Genomic DNA, 13803 nt, shown 5'->3' with positions numbered 1-13803 from the left:
GAATTTTTAGCATTTTTTTGATATAATTGTTATAGCTAAATTGAAAAACTCGCTTTATGGGTGAGACATAGAAAGATTTGAATTATGACACAAGTAAAAATTGTAACGGATTCGTCAGTTACCATTGAACCAGAAGTGGTAAAAGAATTAAATATTACCGTTGTTCCTCTCTCTGTAATGATTGATAGTGTTCTTTATTCGGATGCTGATCTTGAAGAAGGGGAATTCCTTCGCTTGATGCAAGAAAGTAAAAATCTTCCTAAAACGAGTCAACCTCCAGTGGGACTTTTTGCTGAGATTTTTGAAGATTTGAGTAAGGATGGTAGTCAGATTTTAGCGATTCATATGTCGCATGCCTTATCTGGCACTGTAGAAGCAGCGCGTCAGGGAGCTAGCTTATCGACTGCTAAAGTAACTGTAGTAGATAGTTCTTTTACAGACCAAGCCCTCAAGTTTCAAGTTGTTGAAGCAGCTAAATTAGCTCAAGAAGGGAAAGATTTAGAAACAATCTTGGCGCATGTAGAAGAAGTGAAGAAAAATACAGAGCTTTTCATTGGTGTTTCAACCTTGGAAAACCTTGTTAAAGGTGGTCGTATTGGCCGTGTTACAGGTCTTTTAAGTTCTCTACTAAACATTCGCGTAGTCATGCAGATGAAGGATGACGAGTTGCAACCAATCGTGAAAGGACGTGGTTCCAAAACCTTTAAAAAATGGTTGGATGAGTTAGTTTCAAAATTATCAGAACGTTCTGTTGCAGAAATTGGAATTTCTTATTCAGGCACTAATGACTGGGCTAAAGAGATGAAAGAAGTTCTACAAGTCTATGTTGAAAAACCAATCTCTGTCTTAGAAACAGGTTCAATTATTCAAACTCATACAGGTGAAAATGCTTGGGCTATTTTGATAAGATATGATTCCTAAAAAAATAAAGAAAATCGCAAGAAATAGCGTTTTTGACTTGACCTATAAGAGATTTTAGGATATGATTGTAATTGTTAATTAGAAATTATTTGGAGGATTTATTAACATGGCAAACAAACAAGATTTGATCGCTAAAGTAGCAGAAGCTACAGAATTGACTAAGAAAGATTCAGCAGCAGCAGTAGACGCTGTATTCGCAGCAGTAGCTGATTACCTTGCAGCTGGTGAAAAAGTTCAATTGATCGGTTTTGGTAATTTCGAAGTTCGTGAGCGTGCAGCACGTAAAGGACGCAACCCACAAACTGGTAAAGAAATTACAATCGCAGCTTCAAAAGTTCCAGCATTCAAAGCTGGTAAAGCTCTTAAAGACGCTGTTAAATAATAAATTTAGAAAAAGCCCGTCATATCAAGTATTTGAGCTTGTGTGACAGGCTTTTTTTTATTGTTTGGGGGCATTTGTGGGGCAGTGTAGAACAGCCTCTTCTTTGCCAGTCAGAGACATCAATCTCGACCTATTGGCAAGATTGGTGAAGGCTGAGAAAGACATCCCAATTTACATTCACAAAGGAAACATTCAAGTCCTTATCAATACAGTTGGCACTATACGGAAAGCAGACAAGGATGGTGAGCAGAGTTTCTGAGTCCCTTATAGAATTTCTTGACAAAAGGAATGAAAGGGTATAGAATCTTGTCAAAGAAGTAAGGAGGAAGTGAAGATGATTATTTCAACTACGGGAATCGAAGGAAAGAAAATCCTAGCATACAGAGGAATTGTCTTTGGTGAAGTGGTTGCTGGCGTTAATATGCTTAAAGATATGGCTGCTGGTTTCAGTAATGTTTTTGGAGGTCGAGCTAGTAGTTATGAAGGTGAATTGACTCAAGCTAGAGAAGAAGCTCTAGCAGAAATGATGGAGCGTGCAAGTGAACGTGGAGCTAATGCTATTATAGGCGTAAAAATGGACTATGAAACTTTAGGTGCTGAAAATGGTATGTTGATGGTCACATGCAGTGGAACAGCAGTGGTAGTTGACTCTTAATTTTAAGAAACAAAAAAAGAACAGCTAGAACTGTTCTTTTTATGATTATTTGAGACCGTATTTTTTGTTGAAACGATCCACGCGTCCATCTGCTTGAGTGAACTTTTGACGTCCAGTGTAGAATGGGTGTGAGTCTGATGAAATTTCCACACGGATCAATGGGTAAGTTTCGCCTTCGAACTCAACAGTTTCGTTTGTGCGTTTTGTTGAACCGCTAAGGAATTGGTAACCAGTAGTTGTGTCCATGAAGACAACTGGGCGATATTCTGGATGGATATCTTTTTTCATTTTGCAATATTTCCTTTCTGCCATGGTCTCTTTGCGAGCCATAGATTGTTACCATACTAGTCTATCAGATTCTGAGAAGTTTGGCAAGCTTTTTATCTATTTTTTCAGTAAGTTTTTTAATTTTTGGTAGATGAGCTCATTTTCCTCTAAACTATAGGAGTTGGCACCACTTGCAAGGGGATGGCCACCGCCATCATGTTCTTTTGCAACACCATTGATTGGGACAAATTTACTGCGAAGACGAACACGATAGTGACCGTCTGCTTGTTCTACAAAAATTCCCCATAGATTGACATCCTCAATACGACCTGGAGCTCCAACAATAGCAGCTGTTTCAGAATCAGTTATTTGGTAAGACTGGAGAAGTTCTTGGCTTAGAATGACACGGGCAACTCCATTTTCATCGACTTCTAGATGATCATAGACATAGCCTTGAAGTTTGGCAATTTTGAAACTAATCGTGTCCATCTTACGAGTTAATTCTGCATAGTCAAAATTATGTTCGCGTAGATGGCTTGCGATACGAAGAGTACGACTAGAAGTAGAAGGATATAAGAAACGACCAGTATCACCAATAATACCTGCACACAATAGTTTAGCAGCATAATCCGAAAGTTCAAGCTTTGTTTCTTCTGCAAAGAGGGCAATCATCTCACTAGCACTACTTGAGTTAGTATCTACCCAGACTAAGTCTCCATAAACTTCGTCATTTGGATGGTGATCAATCTTGATAACAGTTTCAGCCTGTTGGTAACGCTTGTCATCAATACGAGCCGTATTGGCTGTATCACAGATAATTGCAAGAGCACCATGGTAGTCACTATCTGCAACCTGATCCATCTTTGCAAGCCATGTTAGTGTTGGTTCATCATAACCAACTACTTTAATATTTTTCTCTGGGAAATGATGTTCCAGAAGAGCCTTGAGTCCGACCTGACTTCCCAAGGCATCAGGGTCTGGTTTCATATGACGGTGAATGATAATAGTATCGTATTCTTTAATTTTTTCTAAAATTTGATGGCAAATTTCCATAAATAACCTCAATTCTTTCTCATTTCATTGTAGCACAAGAGTTTTTATTTTTAAAATGAAAAAGATGTGATATAATGGAGAAAGATAAATTGAGGAGGACGATATGGCATTAGCAAAAATTGTATTTGCCAGTATGACCGGTAATACCGAAGAAATCGCAGATATTGTAGCAGATAAATTACGTGACTTGGGATTGGATGTCGATGTGGACGAGTGTACAACTGTTGACGCTTCAGACTTCCTAGAAGCAGATATCGCAATTGTAGCAACCTATACCTACGGTGATGGAGAATTGCCTGATGAGATGATGGACTTCTATGAAGACCTAGCAGATCTTAACTTGAATGGCAAAATCTATGGAGTTGTTGGATCAGGTGATACTTTCTACGACGAGTTTTGTAAAGCTGTTGATGATTTTGATCATGTATTTGTTTCTACAGGAGCTGAGAAAGGTTCAGAATCTGTCAAAGTAGATCTTTCTGCAGAAGAAGAAGATATTGAACGCTTAGAGCAATTCGCAGAAGAGTTAGCTGCTAAAGTAGGGTAAAGATCTGACTGTGCTGACTAAACAAGGTTAGTGCAGTCTTTTTCATTTCTTAGCAGTTTCTCTTTTCGCACCACTTTGAAGAAGACTTTTGTATGAAAACATGAAATAAAAAAGGAGACGAGATGGATTTGGAAGTTATTCGTCAACAGATAGATCAAGTTGACCAAGAATTAGTTGGCCTTTTAGAAAAACGTATGACCTTAGTGGATCAGGTGGCGACCTTTAAAAAAACTTCAGGAAAGCCAGTCTTTGATAGTAAAAGAGAGGGAATAATATTTGAGAAAGTAAGAAATCGGGTAGAGGATAAGCAGTATCAGGAGCCGATAGTCGCGACTTTTTCAGATATTCTCAAGCGGTCTAGAGACTACCAGGAGCAGAAACTCTTATGAAAAAAGAACAATTCTATCCGCTAGGAATTTTTCTAGCTGCCATGCTGGGAGGACTTGTCCGCTATCTGATTTCTACATGGTTGCCAGCTAGTCCAGGCTTCCCTTGGGGAACTCTTTTTGCTAACTATCTAGGAATTTTTTGCTTAGTTTATCTTGTCAAAGGTTATCTGGTTTATAAGGGGACCAGTAAGGGGTTGATTTTAGCACTGGGTACAGGTTTTTGCGGAGGTTTGACAACCTTTTCTAGTCTAATGCTTGATGCTGTAAAACTGCTTGATACAGGGCGTTATCTGAGTTTGGTCATGTATTTGCTTTTGAGTATAGGTGGAGGGCTTTTATTGGCTTATTATCTAGGGAGGAAGAAATGGTAATCATTTATCTAGCACTTGCTTGTGGAGTCGGAGCACTTGTCCGTTATTTCCTATCTAGTCTCAATCAAGAGAGGGTTTTACCACTAGGGACACTTCTTGCAAATCTTCTAGGTTGCTTTTTAATTGGTTTATTCTATAATTATGTGGAAGATAAAGAGATCTATACTATTCTTGCTACAGGTTTTTGTGGAGGTCTAACCACTTTTTCAACCTTGAATGATGAACTTCAAAGACTGTTGAGCGATAAGAAGGTCTTTTATTCTTATTTAACTTTGACCTACCTAGGTGGTTTGGTTGCGATTTTTTTAGGAATTTTGCTATAAATTTCTTTACTTTTTTTTAGAAATTTGATAAACTGTATCTTGTGTGTAATGGACGCACAAAAATACAGTTTATCCGCTGAGGAAGTTTCCTCAAGATTGACAAAGATAGGAGAATAAAATGAATCCATTAATCCAAAGCTTGACTGAAGGTCAACTTCGTACTGATATCCCATCATTCCGTCCTGGTGACACTGTTCGTGTACACGCGAAAGTTGTCGAAGGAAACCGTGAACGTATCCAGATTTTTGAAGGTGTTGTTATTGCACGTAAAGGTGCTGGCATCTCAGAAAACTACACAGTTCGTAAAATCTCTAACGGTGTAGGTGTTGAACGTATCTTCCCAATTCACACTCCACGTGTTGAAAAGATCGAAGTTGTTCGTTACGGTAAAGTACGTCGTGCGAAATTGTACTACTTGCGTGCTCTTCAAGGTAAAGCAGCTCGTATCAAAGAAATCCGTCGTTAATTCGACCAAAAAACTCTGCTCATTCGGCAGAGTTTTTCTCTAGCTCCCTTAGTTCAATGGATATAACAACTCCCTCCTAAGGAGTAGTTGCAGGTTCGATTCCTGCAGGGGGCATTTTTACTAATGTAAAGAAAGACAAAGAATATGCAAAGTGTTTATTTAAAGGCAGTCATCACAAATTCATTTTTAAAAATAAATTAGTATTTTTTGTTTTTTTGACCAAATCATGACTAAAATTTGACTAAAAGTCAATGAATATAGAATGAAGTAGATTAGGAGACTGATCTATTCTATTTTCAATACTTTAAAATGGGATCCTCAGTATGTTTAGTACTTATTTATGGTATAATACAATAAAAAATATTATTTCAAAGGGGATTTTAGAATGAATTTCAAGAAGTCGTTGACTTTACTGACTACTGCAACTTTATTTGCATTTAGTTGTAGTGTTGTTCATGCTGATTCTGTAAGACAATCTAAGATTAAAGAATTAGATAATCAAAGAAGTGAACTTGCTAAGAAGAATGGTGTTACTAGCTATTCAGGTGATGGTCGTTGGTATTCACTTGTTGAATCTGAGGATAAGGTTGATACCTTGAAGAAACAAGTTGAAGCCTTGAAAGTTCCATATAGTGAGAAGAATACGATTAAGGTAAGTCCTGCTTATGCTAAAGCATTAAAGGATAACTTTGATTTTAGTAAGAGTGAACAAGAGCGAGATCAGGCAGAAGAAATTTTGAAAAGTGAAAGTGCGAAGTTAGCTTTACAGAAAAATGACTTTGTAACTGTTGGTTCTGATGAAGCTGAGGTTTATGAACTAGATAGTCTTCCTAAAGAAGTATTGATTGAATTGAACTATTTTGCCTTTGATATGATAAATCAAGTAAGAAGGCAAATGGGAACTAAGGAACTAGTTCTTGCTGAATCGTCTATTGATTTTGCTAGTAAACTCTCTGTTAAAATGCAAAAAGCAGATAGAAGTGTATGGGATTGGCACTATGTGAAGGGAATCAATGAGGTAGCTAGAGAGTATGGTTTGCTTACCTCTACTAAGGAAGATGAAGAAAAAAAATATGGTGGTCAATATTATGAAAATGGCGCAGGTACGACTCAGCGTTTAAATGATGTTACTAAAGCAGAATTAAAACGAGTTATTTATGATGCCATTTTAGATTTTATGTATAATGGTTATGAATACCTTCATGCTCAATCTATTGCTGGTTTGAATTGGGGGAATCCGAATAATGTAGATTATTTTGGTCTTTCAATTTTCTTGTTGAAAGATGGAACTCAAATGAGTTTCATTACTGTTTCGGACGAGGAAATTTCAAAATCAACTAAGAATAATTTTAGTATAAAAACTCCTGTGAATACTACAGAAAGTAACAGAAAATCAACTCTTGGAAAGAAAGAAAAAGAATTGGAAACTGAAAAAAGTAAGCTGGAAAAATTGCAAATTTCTTATAAAGAGTATGAAAGGATTTCTAAAGAAATTGATAAGTTAAATGAAGAGGAAGAGAAAGAAAAGGAGAAAGAGCGTAAAGCGAAAGAAGCCTTAAAAGAGAAAAAAGGCTGGATAAGAGAAGGAAATGATTGGTATTTCTACAAGAATAATCAACCTTTAAAAAATACCTGGGAAAGTGATTATTGGTTCGGTTCTGATGGAAAAATGGCTACCGATTCATGGGTAGACAATGGACGTTATTACGTTGACAAGTCAGGAAAATATGTTCAAAATAAAAATCAAAAGTATGGTTGGGTTCAAGAAGGAACAGCATGGTATTTCTATAAAAATAATAAACCTATAAAAAATACCTGGGAAGGTGATTATTGGTTCGGTTCTGATGGGAAAATGGTTACCGATTCATGGGTAGACAATGGTCGATACTATGTTGATGGAACTGGAAGATATGTTCAGAATAAAAAACAAGTAGAAAAAACTCCTTCTAAGCCTGCTATAGTTCCTTCATCTAAGAAGAATGGCTGGATTCAAGAAGGTAAAACATGGTATTTCTATAAGAATAATCAACCATTGAGAAATACTTGGCAAGGTTCATATTATTTGAAATCAGATGGTAAAATGGCTGTGAATGAATGGGTTTATGACTCATATTACAAATCATGGTACTATTTGAAGTCTGATGGAAACTATTCACGTAGTAGCTGGCAAGGTTCATATTATCTGAAATCTAATGGTAAGATGGCCGTAAGTGAATGGATTTATGACTCGTATTACAAAGCATGGTACTATTTGAAGTCTGATGGAAGCTATTTACGTAGTAGCTGGCAAGGTTCATATTATCTGAAATCTAATGGTAAGATGGCCACAAGTGAATGGATTTATGACTCAAGCTATAAAGCGTGGTATTATTTAAAATCTAATGGTGTGTATGCTCGAAATGAAGTGATTGAAGGTAAATATAAATTAGATTATTCAGGTAAGTGGATATAATTTTAAAAGTCAGTTTTAACTGGCTTTTTTTGTTTATAGAAAAGGATAAAAAATGATTTTAGTGTTTTATAAACGATCTCGTTAACCTTCATAGAATTGGGATTGTAAAATTGAAAAAATATTTAATATTTCTCATTTTTTTGTACTCTCAAGATTTAAGTAACTGTACAACCAATACTGGAAATTGAGTTCTAACATAGTAAAAACCGCTCTGCTGAGCGGTTTTCATGTATCCGTATCTTCTACAGTACCCATGTGCGAATGGCATAGGCCACACCAGATTCGTCATTAGATTTAGTGATGTATTTGGCGATTTTTTTGAGTTCTGGATTTCCGTTTTCCATAACAACGGGGTTACCAACAACTTCAAGCATGGCACGGTCATTTTCTTCATCACCGATAGCCATAGTCTCATCCTTGTTCAAACCGAGTTTCTCAGCTAAGTGAGTGATAGCTGAACCTTTGTCCACATTCTTTTTAAGAAGTTCGAGGTAGAAAGGAGCAGATTTGTTGATAGAGTAGCGGTCGTAAAATTCTGCTGGAATCTTTTCAATAGCAGCATCGAGAATTTCCGGTTCATCGATAAACATACACTTGACGATTTCCTTATCAGCCATTTCTTCAGGTGTACGATAGAAGATGGGCATGCTGACGAGGGTTGATTCGTGCACTGTGTATTTTCCGATATTGCGATTGGCAGTGTAGATACCGTCCTTGGTAATGGCATGCATGTGGACGCCAAGTTTGCGACTGAGGAATTCCATATCTAAATAATCTTCATAAGTCAAGGATTCGCTGATAATTTCATGACCTGTAGCGGTTTCTTGAACAAGGGCACCGTTGAAGGTAACAACGTAGTCCCCTTCGTCTCTTAATTTCAAGTCATCTAGAAGTTTGGCAACTCCTGCGATAGGGCGACCAGTTGCAATCATAACTTTAACACCAGCTTGTTTGGCATCTTGGATGGCAGAAAAGACTTCTGGAGTGATTTCCTTTTGACTGTTGACAAGGGTTCCATCGATATCGACGGCGATTAGTTTAATACTCATATAGTTCCTCTTTTAGTTTTTATTTGGTTTAAAATGATCGTTTTCAATCAAGTGTAAAAATTGCTGAGTGATGCTTGCAAAGATGCTGTTTTGATCCAACATTTCTTTTGGGAAGTAGAAACGATTATCTCCGTGGCGACTGCCAGCAAGGGATTGAACGATAGGAGAAAGGCTAGAGAGTTCTGCTAGTTCTCCATTTTTTTGTATAATCTCAATCTGCGTTCGTGGGTTTTCAGATTCAGGGCGATAGATATCATAAGGAAGGTCAAAGTTCTTATGGATAGCTGTGTAATAGTCAGGGTCAAAGCCGATATCTTCTACCAGTTTTCTCATAGATGCAAGCTGTTCTTGATCTTCTTGTGAAAAGGTGATTGATTTAAAGACCTTGCGATTGACAAAGCGCTGCGACAGGTCAGCTAAAATCTTGTCAGAACTGGTCATCCATAGTTGGAAATAGGTATTCATAACTCCGTCATCCAAAGATAGATAGTCAGCTAAGCTAACATTTTTTTCGAAAAATGGCAGTAGATGTGGGGATGTAAGTGTAAAGAAGTCCTTGTTTCCTGGATAAAGTTCTTTAGCACGTTTCAAAAGATTTTGCAGAAGTACTTCCATAGCACGTGTTGCTGGATGGAAATATACCTGCATATACATTTGATAGCGACTAAGAACATAGTCTTCGATGGCATGCATCCCGTTTCGTTGAAAAGCAATTCCGTTTTCGATAGGGCGAATAACTCGTAAGATACGTGTTAGGTCGAATTCTCCATAGGAAGCACCTGTAAAGTAGGAGTCACGTAAGAGATAGTCCATGCGGTCTGCATCGATTTGACTCGAAATCAATTGAACCACCTGCTTATTTGGATAAGTGTGGTCTATAACGCTAGCTACCTTTTCTGGGAAATCTGGAGCTACCTGTAAAAGAACCTGGTGAATCTCTGTGTCGGGGCTTTGGATAATTTCCTGCGTAATCGCCTCATGATCGGTATCAAAGAGATTTTCAAAGGTATGCGAGTAGGCACCATGTCCTAAGTCATGAAGGAGGGCTGCAGTCATGGTTAGGAGGGACTCCGAAGGATCCCATTCTTTAGGATACTTTTCCTCAAAAATCTCGGTGATGCGTCGTGCAATCTCGTACACACCTAGACAGTGAGAGAAACGACTATGTTCTCCACCATGAAAGGTGTAACTGGATGTTCCGAGCTGCTTGATACGACGAAGCCGTTGAAATTCTTTGGTATTGATTAAGTCATAGATAATCTGATTATCAACATGGATATAATTGTGAACAGGGTCACGAAATACTTTTTCATTCATAAAACCATTATAGCAAAAAGCCACAGTTTTTGGTAAAATAGTAGGATAAGAGTGAAGAAAGAGGACTTGAAGTGAAGATTCGAATGAGAAATACCATCCAATTTGATGAACAATTGGAAGTGATCGACCAACTTTATGACGTTGAGTTACGTGAGAAAGGTGATTTTTCCTATCTCCTTTTTTACAATGAAGAGAAGGAAAAAGTGGTACTGAAGTTTAATGATACAGAGTTGGTGATGTCTCGATTTTCAAACCCTAAGACCATCATGCGTTTTCTGAAGGAAGCTGATAGTTTAGCCTATATTCCTACACCAATGGGGATACAGGAGTTTATCATCCAAACAAGTCATTATCAAGTTGAACAACAAAAGATTGAACTAGCCTATCAACTACAAAACAAAGAAGGAGATCCATTTGCAAACTATCGCTTAGAAATTACCTGGGGGTAAGAAAAAGAGGCTGGGACAAAAGTCCTAGTCTCTAAATTGTCTTTGGATTGTCGAGTAAGACGCAGTGGTTGAGTGGGCTCTACTACGCTGATTTCATCAGCTTTTACAGACTTACTCAACTGTGCGGAGGTGGGACGACGAAATCGAATTCTAACGAATTAACGATTTCTGTCCCACTCTCATTTGATATATAGTTCTTGATTTTTCAAGACGATTTCACGTACACTTGCAAATTTCTTAAGTTTTTTAAGATCTTCTGGATGGGTCACAAGAGTGATGACATAGCCTTCTTTACCCATGCGTCCTGTACGACCCGCACGGTGAGTGTAAGTTTCCGTGTCTCTAGGGACGTCAAAGTTGAGCACACATTCCAGGTTGTCAATGTCGATACCACGAGCTAGAAGGTCTGTTGCAAGAAGTAATGTTAGCTGATTATCTTTGAATTTTTCTAAGATAACTTTTCTAAATTTGACGTTGACATCGCTAGCTAGTGAAACAGCTAAAACATCACGATACTGCAATTTTTCCTCGGCACTTCCAAGGTCTGACAAGCTATTGAAGAATACCAGTCCGCGGAAGTCCTCGACATGTGCCAGTTTTCTAAGCATATCTACTCGATGACGTTGGTCTACTTGCATGTAGAAGTGTTGAATGTTGTCCAACTTTTGATCAGAGAGGTCGATGGTGCGCGTGTTAGGCGCAATCTTATCTTGATCAAACTTTGTAGTGGCACTCATGTAGATGAGTTGGTGGTCACGAGGTGCGTAGTGGGTAATCTTTTCTACAAAGTGGATTTGAGAATCATCTAGCAACTGGTCAAATTCATCAAGTATAATAGTCTCCACATTCATCATCTTGATTTTTTTCAATTTAATCAGTTCAAAGATACGACCAGGAGTTCCAATTAGAATTTCTGGTCCTTTTTTTAGTCGTTCAATTTGTCGTTTCTGACTCGAACCTGACAGGAAGAGCTGAGCAGTCAAGCCAATAGCTTCACCCCAGGTTTTAGTTACCTCAAAAATCTGACCAGCCAGTTCAGTATTTGGCGCTAAAATCAATAATTGTTGGGCTTTTTTCTTTTGCAGTTTGAGAAGACTAGGTAGGAGATAGGCTAAAGTCTTCCCTGTACCAGTTGGACTGACTCCAAGAAGGGTTTGACCGTCTAAAATCGGATCAAAAAGCTGAATTTGAATAGGTGTGAATTCTTGAAAGCCGAGTTGGTCAAGGAGTTCTAGCCATTCAGTTGGTAGTTTGGTTTTCATTTTTCTGCCTCAAATCTAATGCCAGCAGTCTGGCGCATGGTGTAAAGTAGCTTATGGACGTGTGTTGCATCATCCAGCCAAGCTTGGTAAAGTTCTAGGTTTGGCTGCTTGATCATGTTAGCAAAAGCAGCGACCTCCTCAGTCATGGTATGAGGTGCTTGCTGAATAGGTAGATGTGTTTCATTACCTTGATGATCAGTGAAAATAGCTGATCGAACGTGTTCGATAGTGTTGAGCGTCAGTGTTCCATCTGTTGTATATATTTCGCAAGGCAGATTAGAAGTAATATTTTTACCAGCCCTGATATGGACTTGATAACCGGGATAAAATAAGATACCATCTCCGTTTAGATCAATAGTGTTGTCAAGTTGTTGAGCTTGATAGGTCGCATCGAATACTTTTCCAAATACGTGAACCGCAGCATAGATCGGATAAATTCCCAAGTCCATGAGAGCCCCACCAGCAAAACGGTCTGAAAAGACATTCGGAGTGTTTCCAGAAAGAAGGTCTGGCATCTTAGAAGAATACTTGGCATAGTTAAAATCTGCCCCTAAAACTTGCTTGTCTGCAAGAAAGTCTTTAATTGTCGCAAAAGCATCTTCGTGATAGTTTCTTGCTGCTTCAAAGATAAAACATTGATTTTCTTGAGCTGTTTCAACTAAATCCTGCCATTCTTGTGGTTGAGTGACAGCTGGTTTTTCAAGGACAACATGCTTGCCAGCAGATAAAGCAGCCTTAGCTTGAGTAAAGTGTAGAGAATTTGGACTTGCGATATAGACAACATCAAATTCAGACTGGAAGAAATCCTCTAAATTATCAAATAGACTAACATTTTGATAAGGACTAGCAAATTGCTGGGCAGTCGTGAGGTTTCTTGAATAAACAGCCACTAACTGGAATTCTTGACTAGTATGAGTAGCTTCTATAAAGTGGTGACTGATTGCACCAGTACCGATAATACCAAGTTTTAGCATGAAATCTCCTTTTCTACAAGTAATGACTGCTTTCATTATATCACAGATAGACTAAACTAGCCAAAGGGAGACAAATCTTTTATTTGACACTTCGAAAAATTAAGAGAAAATGGTACAATAGTTTTAGTAGAATTAGGAGTGTAGTATGAGATTATTACCAATGAGAAAAATTTCTCGTCATTCAAAAAGATTGGCGCTTTTTTTGACTTTTTGTGCGGGCTATGTAGATGCCTATACCTTTATCGAAAGAGGAAATACCCTAGTTGCAGGTCAAACTGGAAATGTGGTTTTTTTATCAGTTGGAATCGTTCAACACAATGTAGCAGATGCTGAAGTGAAAATATTGACCCTTTTGTCCTTCATGTTGGGAGTATTTCTCCTAACTATTTACAAGGAAAAATTGAAAATTGTAAAAAAACCAATTCTATCCCTTGTTCCTTTGGGAGTTTTATCCTTGATTATCGGATTTGTACCATTAACAGTCGATAATCACTTTATAGTTCCGCCGCTTGCATTTTGTATGGGATTAGTAACGACTGCTTTTGGAGAAGTTTCAGGAATTGCCTATAACAATGCTTTTATGACGGGAAATATTAAACGAACTATGTTGGCTTTCGGGGACTATGTTCGAACCAAACATACCCCTTTTTTGCGAGAAGGTCTAATCTTTGTTAGTTTGCTATCGAGTTTTGTACTTGGAGTTGTTGTCTCAGCTTATCTGAGTATTTTTTATGAAGAAAAAACAATTTTAGGGATTCCACTCATGATGAGTATTTTTTATCTAAGCATGCTTTTTGCTGCTTGGAGGAAAAAAGTCGGAGAAAAAGCTTAATTTTGATGATAAATGCTTGTCAAAAAATAGGATTCATGCTATACTTGTAGAGTTGACTATGCACGATCCTGTGCAACCGCACGAACATCGTTGC

General features: G+C 37.9%; 17 protein-coding genes and 1 tRNA gene. 12 read left to right on the top strand and 6 right to left on the bottom strand.

Annotated features, from left to right (window positions below):
• Window positions 1-84 precede the first annotated feature (84 nt).
• The 3 genes from ACORHT_RS06150 to ACORHT_RS06140 all read left to right on the top strand — a co-directional run bounded on the left by ACORHT_RS06150 (window position 85) and on the right by ACORHT_RS06140 (window position 1958).
• Window positions 85-921: a DegV family protein gene (locus tag ACORHT_RS06150; RefSeq protein WP_434349743.1), complete on the top strand. Its 837-nt coding sequence runs from the start codon at window positions 85-87 to the stop codon at window positions 919-921.
• A gap of 106 nt (window positions 922-1027) precedes the next feature.
• On the top strand, window positions 1028-1303 hold the full coding sequence (locus ACORHT_RS06145; protein WP_001284633.1) for an HU family DNA-binding protein: 276 nt from the start codon (window positions 1028-1030) through the stop codon (window positions 1301-1303).
• 334 nt (window positions 1304-1637) lie between these two features.
• A complete protein-coding gene (locus ACORHT_RS06140; protein WP_434349742.1) occupies window positions 1638-1958 on the top strand; it encodes a heavy metal-binding domain-containing protein in 321 nt (106 codons plus the stop codon).
• Window positions 1959-2003: 45 nt separating this feature from the next.
• Here ACORHT_RS06140 and ACORHT_RS06135 read toward each other — a convergent pair whose 3' ends face one another.
• Window positions 2004-2246 (bottom strand): type B 50S ribosomal protein L31, encoded by a 243-nt coding sequence (locus ACORHT_RS06135; protein WP_096408869.1) that lies wholly within the window; start codon window positions 2244-2246, stop codon window positions 2004-2006.
• A gap of 96 nt (window positions 2247-2342) precedes the next feature.
• Entirely contained in the window at window positions 2343-3278 is a 936-nt protein-coding gene (locus ACORHT_RS06130) for a DHH family phosphoesterase (RefSeq protein WP_434349741.1), read from the bottom strand.
• A 103-nt stretch (window positions 3279-3381) separates the two neighbouring features.
• Between ACORHT_RS06130 and ACORHT_RS06125 the strand changes: the two genes are divergently transcribed.
• The 7 genes from ACORHT_RS06125 (at window position 3382) to ACORHT_RS06095 (ending at window position 7826) form a co-directional block, all read left to right on the top strand.
• Entirely contained in the window at window positions 3382-3825 is a 444-nt protein-coding gene (locus ACORHT_RS06125; RefSeq protein WP_434349740.1) for a flavodoxin, read from the top strand.
• A 122-nt stretch (window positions 3826-3947) separates the two neighbouring features.
• Window positions 3948-4214, top strand: coding sequence for a chorismate mutase (locus tag ACORHT_RS06120; RefSeq protein ID WP_075229058.1), 267 nt, complete (start codon window positions 3948-3950; stop codon window positions 4212-4214).
• Window positions 4211-4585, top strand: a complete 375-nt coding sequence (crcB, locus tag ACORHT_RS06115) for a fluoride efflux transporter CrcB (RefSeq protein ID WP_434349739.1) — start codon at window positions 4211-4213, stop codon at window positions 4583-4585. Before ACORHT_RS06120 ends, crcB (ACORHT_RS06115) begins: the two co-directional genes overlap by 4 nt.
• Window positions 4579-4908 (top strand): fluoride efflux transporter CrcB, encoded by a 330-nt coding sequence (gene crcB, locus ACORHT_RS06110; protein WP_434349738.1) that lies wholly within the window; start codon window positions 4579-4581, stop codon window positions 4906-4908. The genes crcB (ACORHT_RS06115) and crcB (ACORHT_RS06110) overlap by 7 nt, the downstream gene beginning before the upstream one ends.
• A gap of 118 nt (window positions 4909-5026) precedes the next feature.
• Window positions 5027-5374, top strand: coding sequence for a 50S ribosomal protein L19 (gene rplS / locus ACORHT_RS06105; protein WP_001068669.1), 348 nt, complete (start codon window positions 5027-5029; stop codon window positions 5372-5374).
• A gap of 42 nt (window positions 5375-5416) precedes the next feature.
• Window positions 5417-5488: transfer RNA gene (locus tag ACORHT_RS06100), tRNA-Arg, on the top strand.
• A 271-nt stretch (window positions 5489-5759) separates the two neighbouring features.
• Window positions 5760-7826: an SEC10/PgrA surface exclusion domain-containing protein gene (locus ACORHT_RS06095; protein ID WP_434349737.1), complete on the top strand. Its 2067-nt coding sequence runs from the start codon at window positions 5760-5762 to the stop codon at window positions 7824-7826.
• A gap of 242 nt (window positions 7827-8068) precedes the next feature.
• Here ACORHT_RS06095 and yidA read toward each other — a convergent pair whose 3' ends face one another.
• Complete coding sequence (yidA, locus tag ACORHT_RS06090; protein WP_434349736.1) at window positions 8069-8875, bottom strand: sugar-phosphatase; 807 nt, start codon at window positions 8873-8875, stop codon at window positions 8069-8071.
• A 12-nt stretch (window positions 8876-8887) separates the two neighbouring features.
• Window positions 8888-10192: an HD domain-containing protein gene (locus ACORHT_RS06085; protein ID WP_434349735.1), complete on the bottom strand. Its 1305-nt coding sequence runs from the start codon at window positions 10190-10192 to the stop codon at window positions 8888-8890.
• A gap of 71 nt (window positions 10193-10263) precedes the next feature.
• Here ACORHT_RS06085 and ACORHT_RS06080 point away from each other — a divergent pair, with 71 nt between their 5' ends.
• A complete protein-coding gene (locus ACORHT_RS06080; RefSeq protein WP_434349734.1) occupies window positions 10264-10641 on the top strand; it encodes a DUF1934 domain-containing protein in 378 nt (125 codons plus the stop codon).
• Window positions 10642-10820: 179 nt separating this feature from the next.
• On the opposite strand, the gene ACORHT_RS06075 is transcribed toward ACORHT_RS06080, so the two are convergent.
• Both ACORHT_RS06075 and ACORHT_RS06070 read right to left on the bottom strand, forming a co-directional pair.
• Window positions 10821-11903 (bottom strand): DEAD/DEAH box helicase, encoded by a 1083-nt coding sequence (locus ACORHT_RS06075; RefSeq protein WP_434349733.1) that lies wholly within the window; start codon window positions 11901-11903, stop codon window positions 10821-10823.
• Window positions 11900-12877 (bottom strand): Gfo/Idh/MocA family protein, encoded by a 978-nt coding sequence (locus tag ACORHT_RS06070; protein ID WP_434349732.1) that lies wholly within the window; start codon window positions 12875-12877, stop codon window positions 11900-11902. The genes ACORHT_RS06075 and ACORHT_RS06070 overlap by 4 nt, the downstream gene beginning before the upstream one ends.
• Before the next feature lie 145 nt (window positions 12878-13022).
• Here ACORHT_RS06070 and ACORHT_RS06065 point away from each other — a divergent pair, with 145 nt between their 5' ends.
• Complete coding sequence (locus tag ACORHT_RS06065) at window positions 13023-13709, top strand: YoaK family protein (RefSeq protein WP_434349731.1); 687 nt, start codon at window positions 13023-13025, stop codon at window positions 13707-13709.
• The last annotated feature ends 94 nt before the right edge of the window (window positions 13710-13803 follow it).

The sequence above is a fragment of the Streptococcus sp. KHUD_014 genome, assembly GCF_051106275.1.
Taxonomy (GTDB): Bacteria; Bacillota; Bacilli; order Lactobacillales; family Streptococcaceae; genus Streptococcus.
This window is presented reverse-complemented; position numbering and strand designations above follow the sequence as displayed.

Bases quoted from the DNA above. Each gene is read 5' to 3' on its own strand.
- ACORHT_RS06150 (WP_434349743.1), top strand. From the start codon at position 85: ATGACACAAGTAAAAATTGTAACGGATTCGTCAGTTACCATTGAACCA.
- ACORHT_RS06145 (WP_001284633.1), top strand. From the start codon at position 1,028: ATGGCAAACAAACAAGATTTGATCGCTAAAGTAGCAGAAGCTACAGAA.
- ACORHT_RS06140 (WP_434349742.1), top strand. From the start codon at position 1,638: ATGATTATTTCAACTACGGGAATCGAAGGAAAGAAAATCCTAGCATAC.
- ACORHT_RS06135 (WP_096408869.1), bottom strand. From the start codon at position 2,246: ATGAAAAAAGATATCCATCCAGAATATCGCCCAGTTGTCTTCATGGAC.
- ACORHT_RS06130 (WP_434349741.1), bottom strand. From the start codon at position 3,278: ATGGAAATTTGCCATCAAATTTTAGAAAAAATTAAAGAATACGATACT.
- ACORHT_RS06125 (WP_434349740.1), top strand. From the start codon at position 3,382: ATGGCATTAGCAAAAATTGTATTTGCCAGTATGACCGGTAATACCGAA.
- ACORHT_RS06120 (WP_075229058.1), top strand. From the start codon at position 3,948: ATGGATTTGGAAGTTATTCGTCAACAGATAGATCAAGTTGACCAAGAA.
- crcB (WP_434349739.1), top strand. From the start codon at position 4,211: ATGAAAAAAGAACAATTCTATCCGCTAGGAATTTTTCTAGCTGCCATG.
- crcB (WP_434349738.1), top strand. From the start codon at position 4,579: ATGGTAATCATTTATCTAGCACTTGCTTGTGGAGTCGGAGCACTTGTC.
- rplS (WP_001068669.1), top strand. From the start codon at position 5,027: ATGAATCCATTAATCCAAAGCTTGACTGAAGGTCAACTTCGTACTGAT.
- ACORHT_RS06095 (WP_434349737.1), top strand. From the start codon at position 5,760: ATGAATTTCAAGAAGTCGTTGACTTTACTGACTACTGCAACTTTATTT.
- yidA (WP_434349736.1), bottom strand. From the start codon at position 8,875: ATGAGTATTAAACTAATCGCCGTCGATATCGATGGAACCCTTGTCAAC.
- ACORHT_RS06085 (WP_434349735.1), bottom strand. From the start codon at position 10,192: ATGAATGAAAAAGTATTTCGTGACCCTGTTCACAATTATATCCATGTT.
- ACORHT_RS06075 (WP_434349733.1), bottom strand. From the start codon at position 11,903: ATGAAAACCAAACTACCAACTGAATGGCTAGAACTCCTTGACCAACTC.
- ACORHT_RS06070 (WP_434349732.1), bottom strand. From the start codon at position 12,877: ATGCTAAAACTTGGTATTATCGGTACTGGTGCAATCAGTCACCACTTT.
- ACORHT_RS06065 (WP_434349731.1), top strand. From the start codon at position 13,023: ATGAGATTATTACCAATGAGAAAAATTTCTCGTCATTCAAAAAGATTG.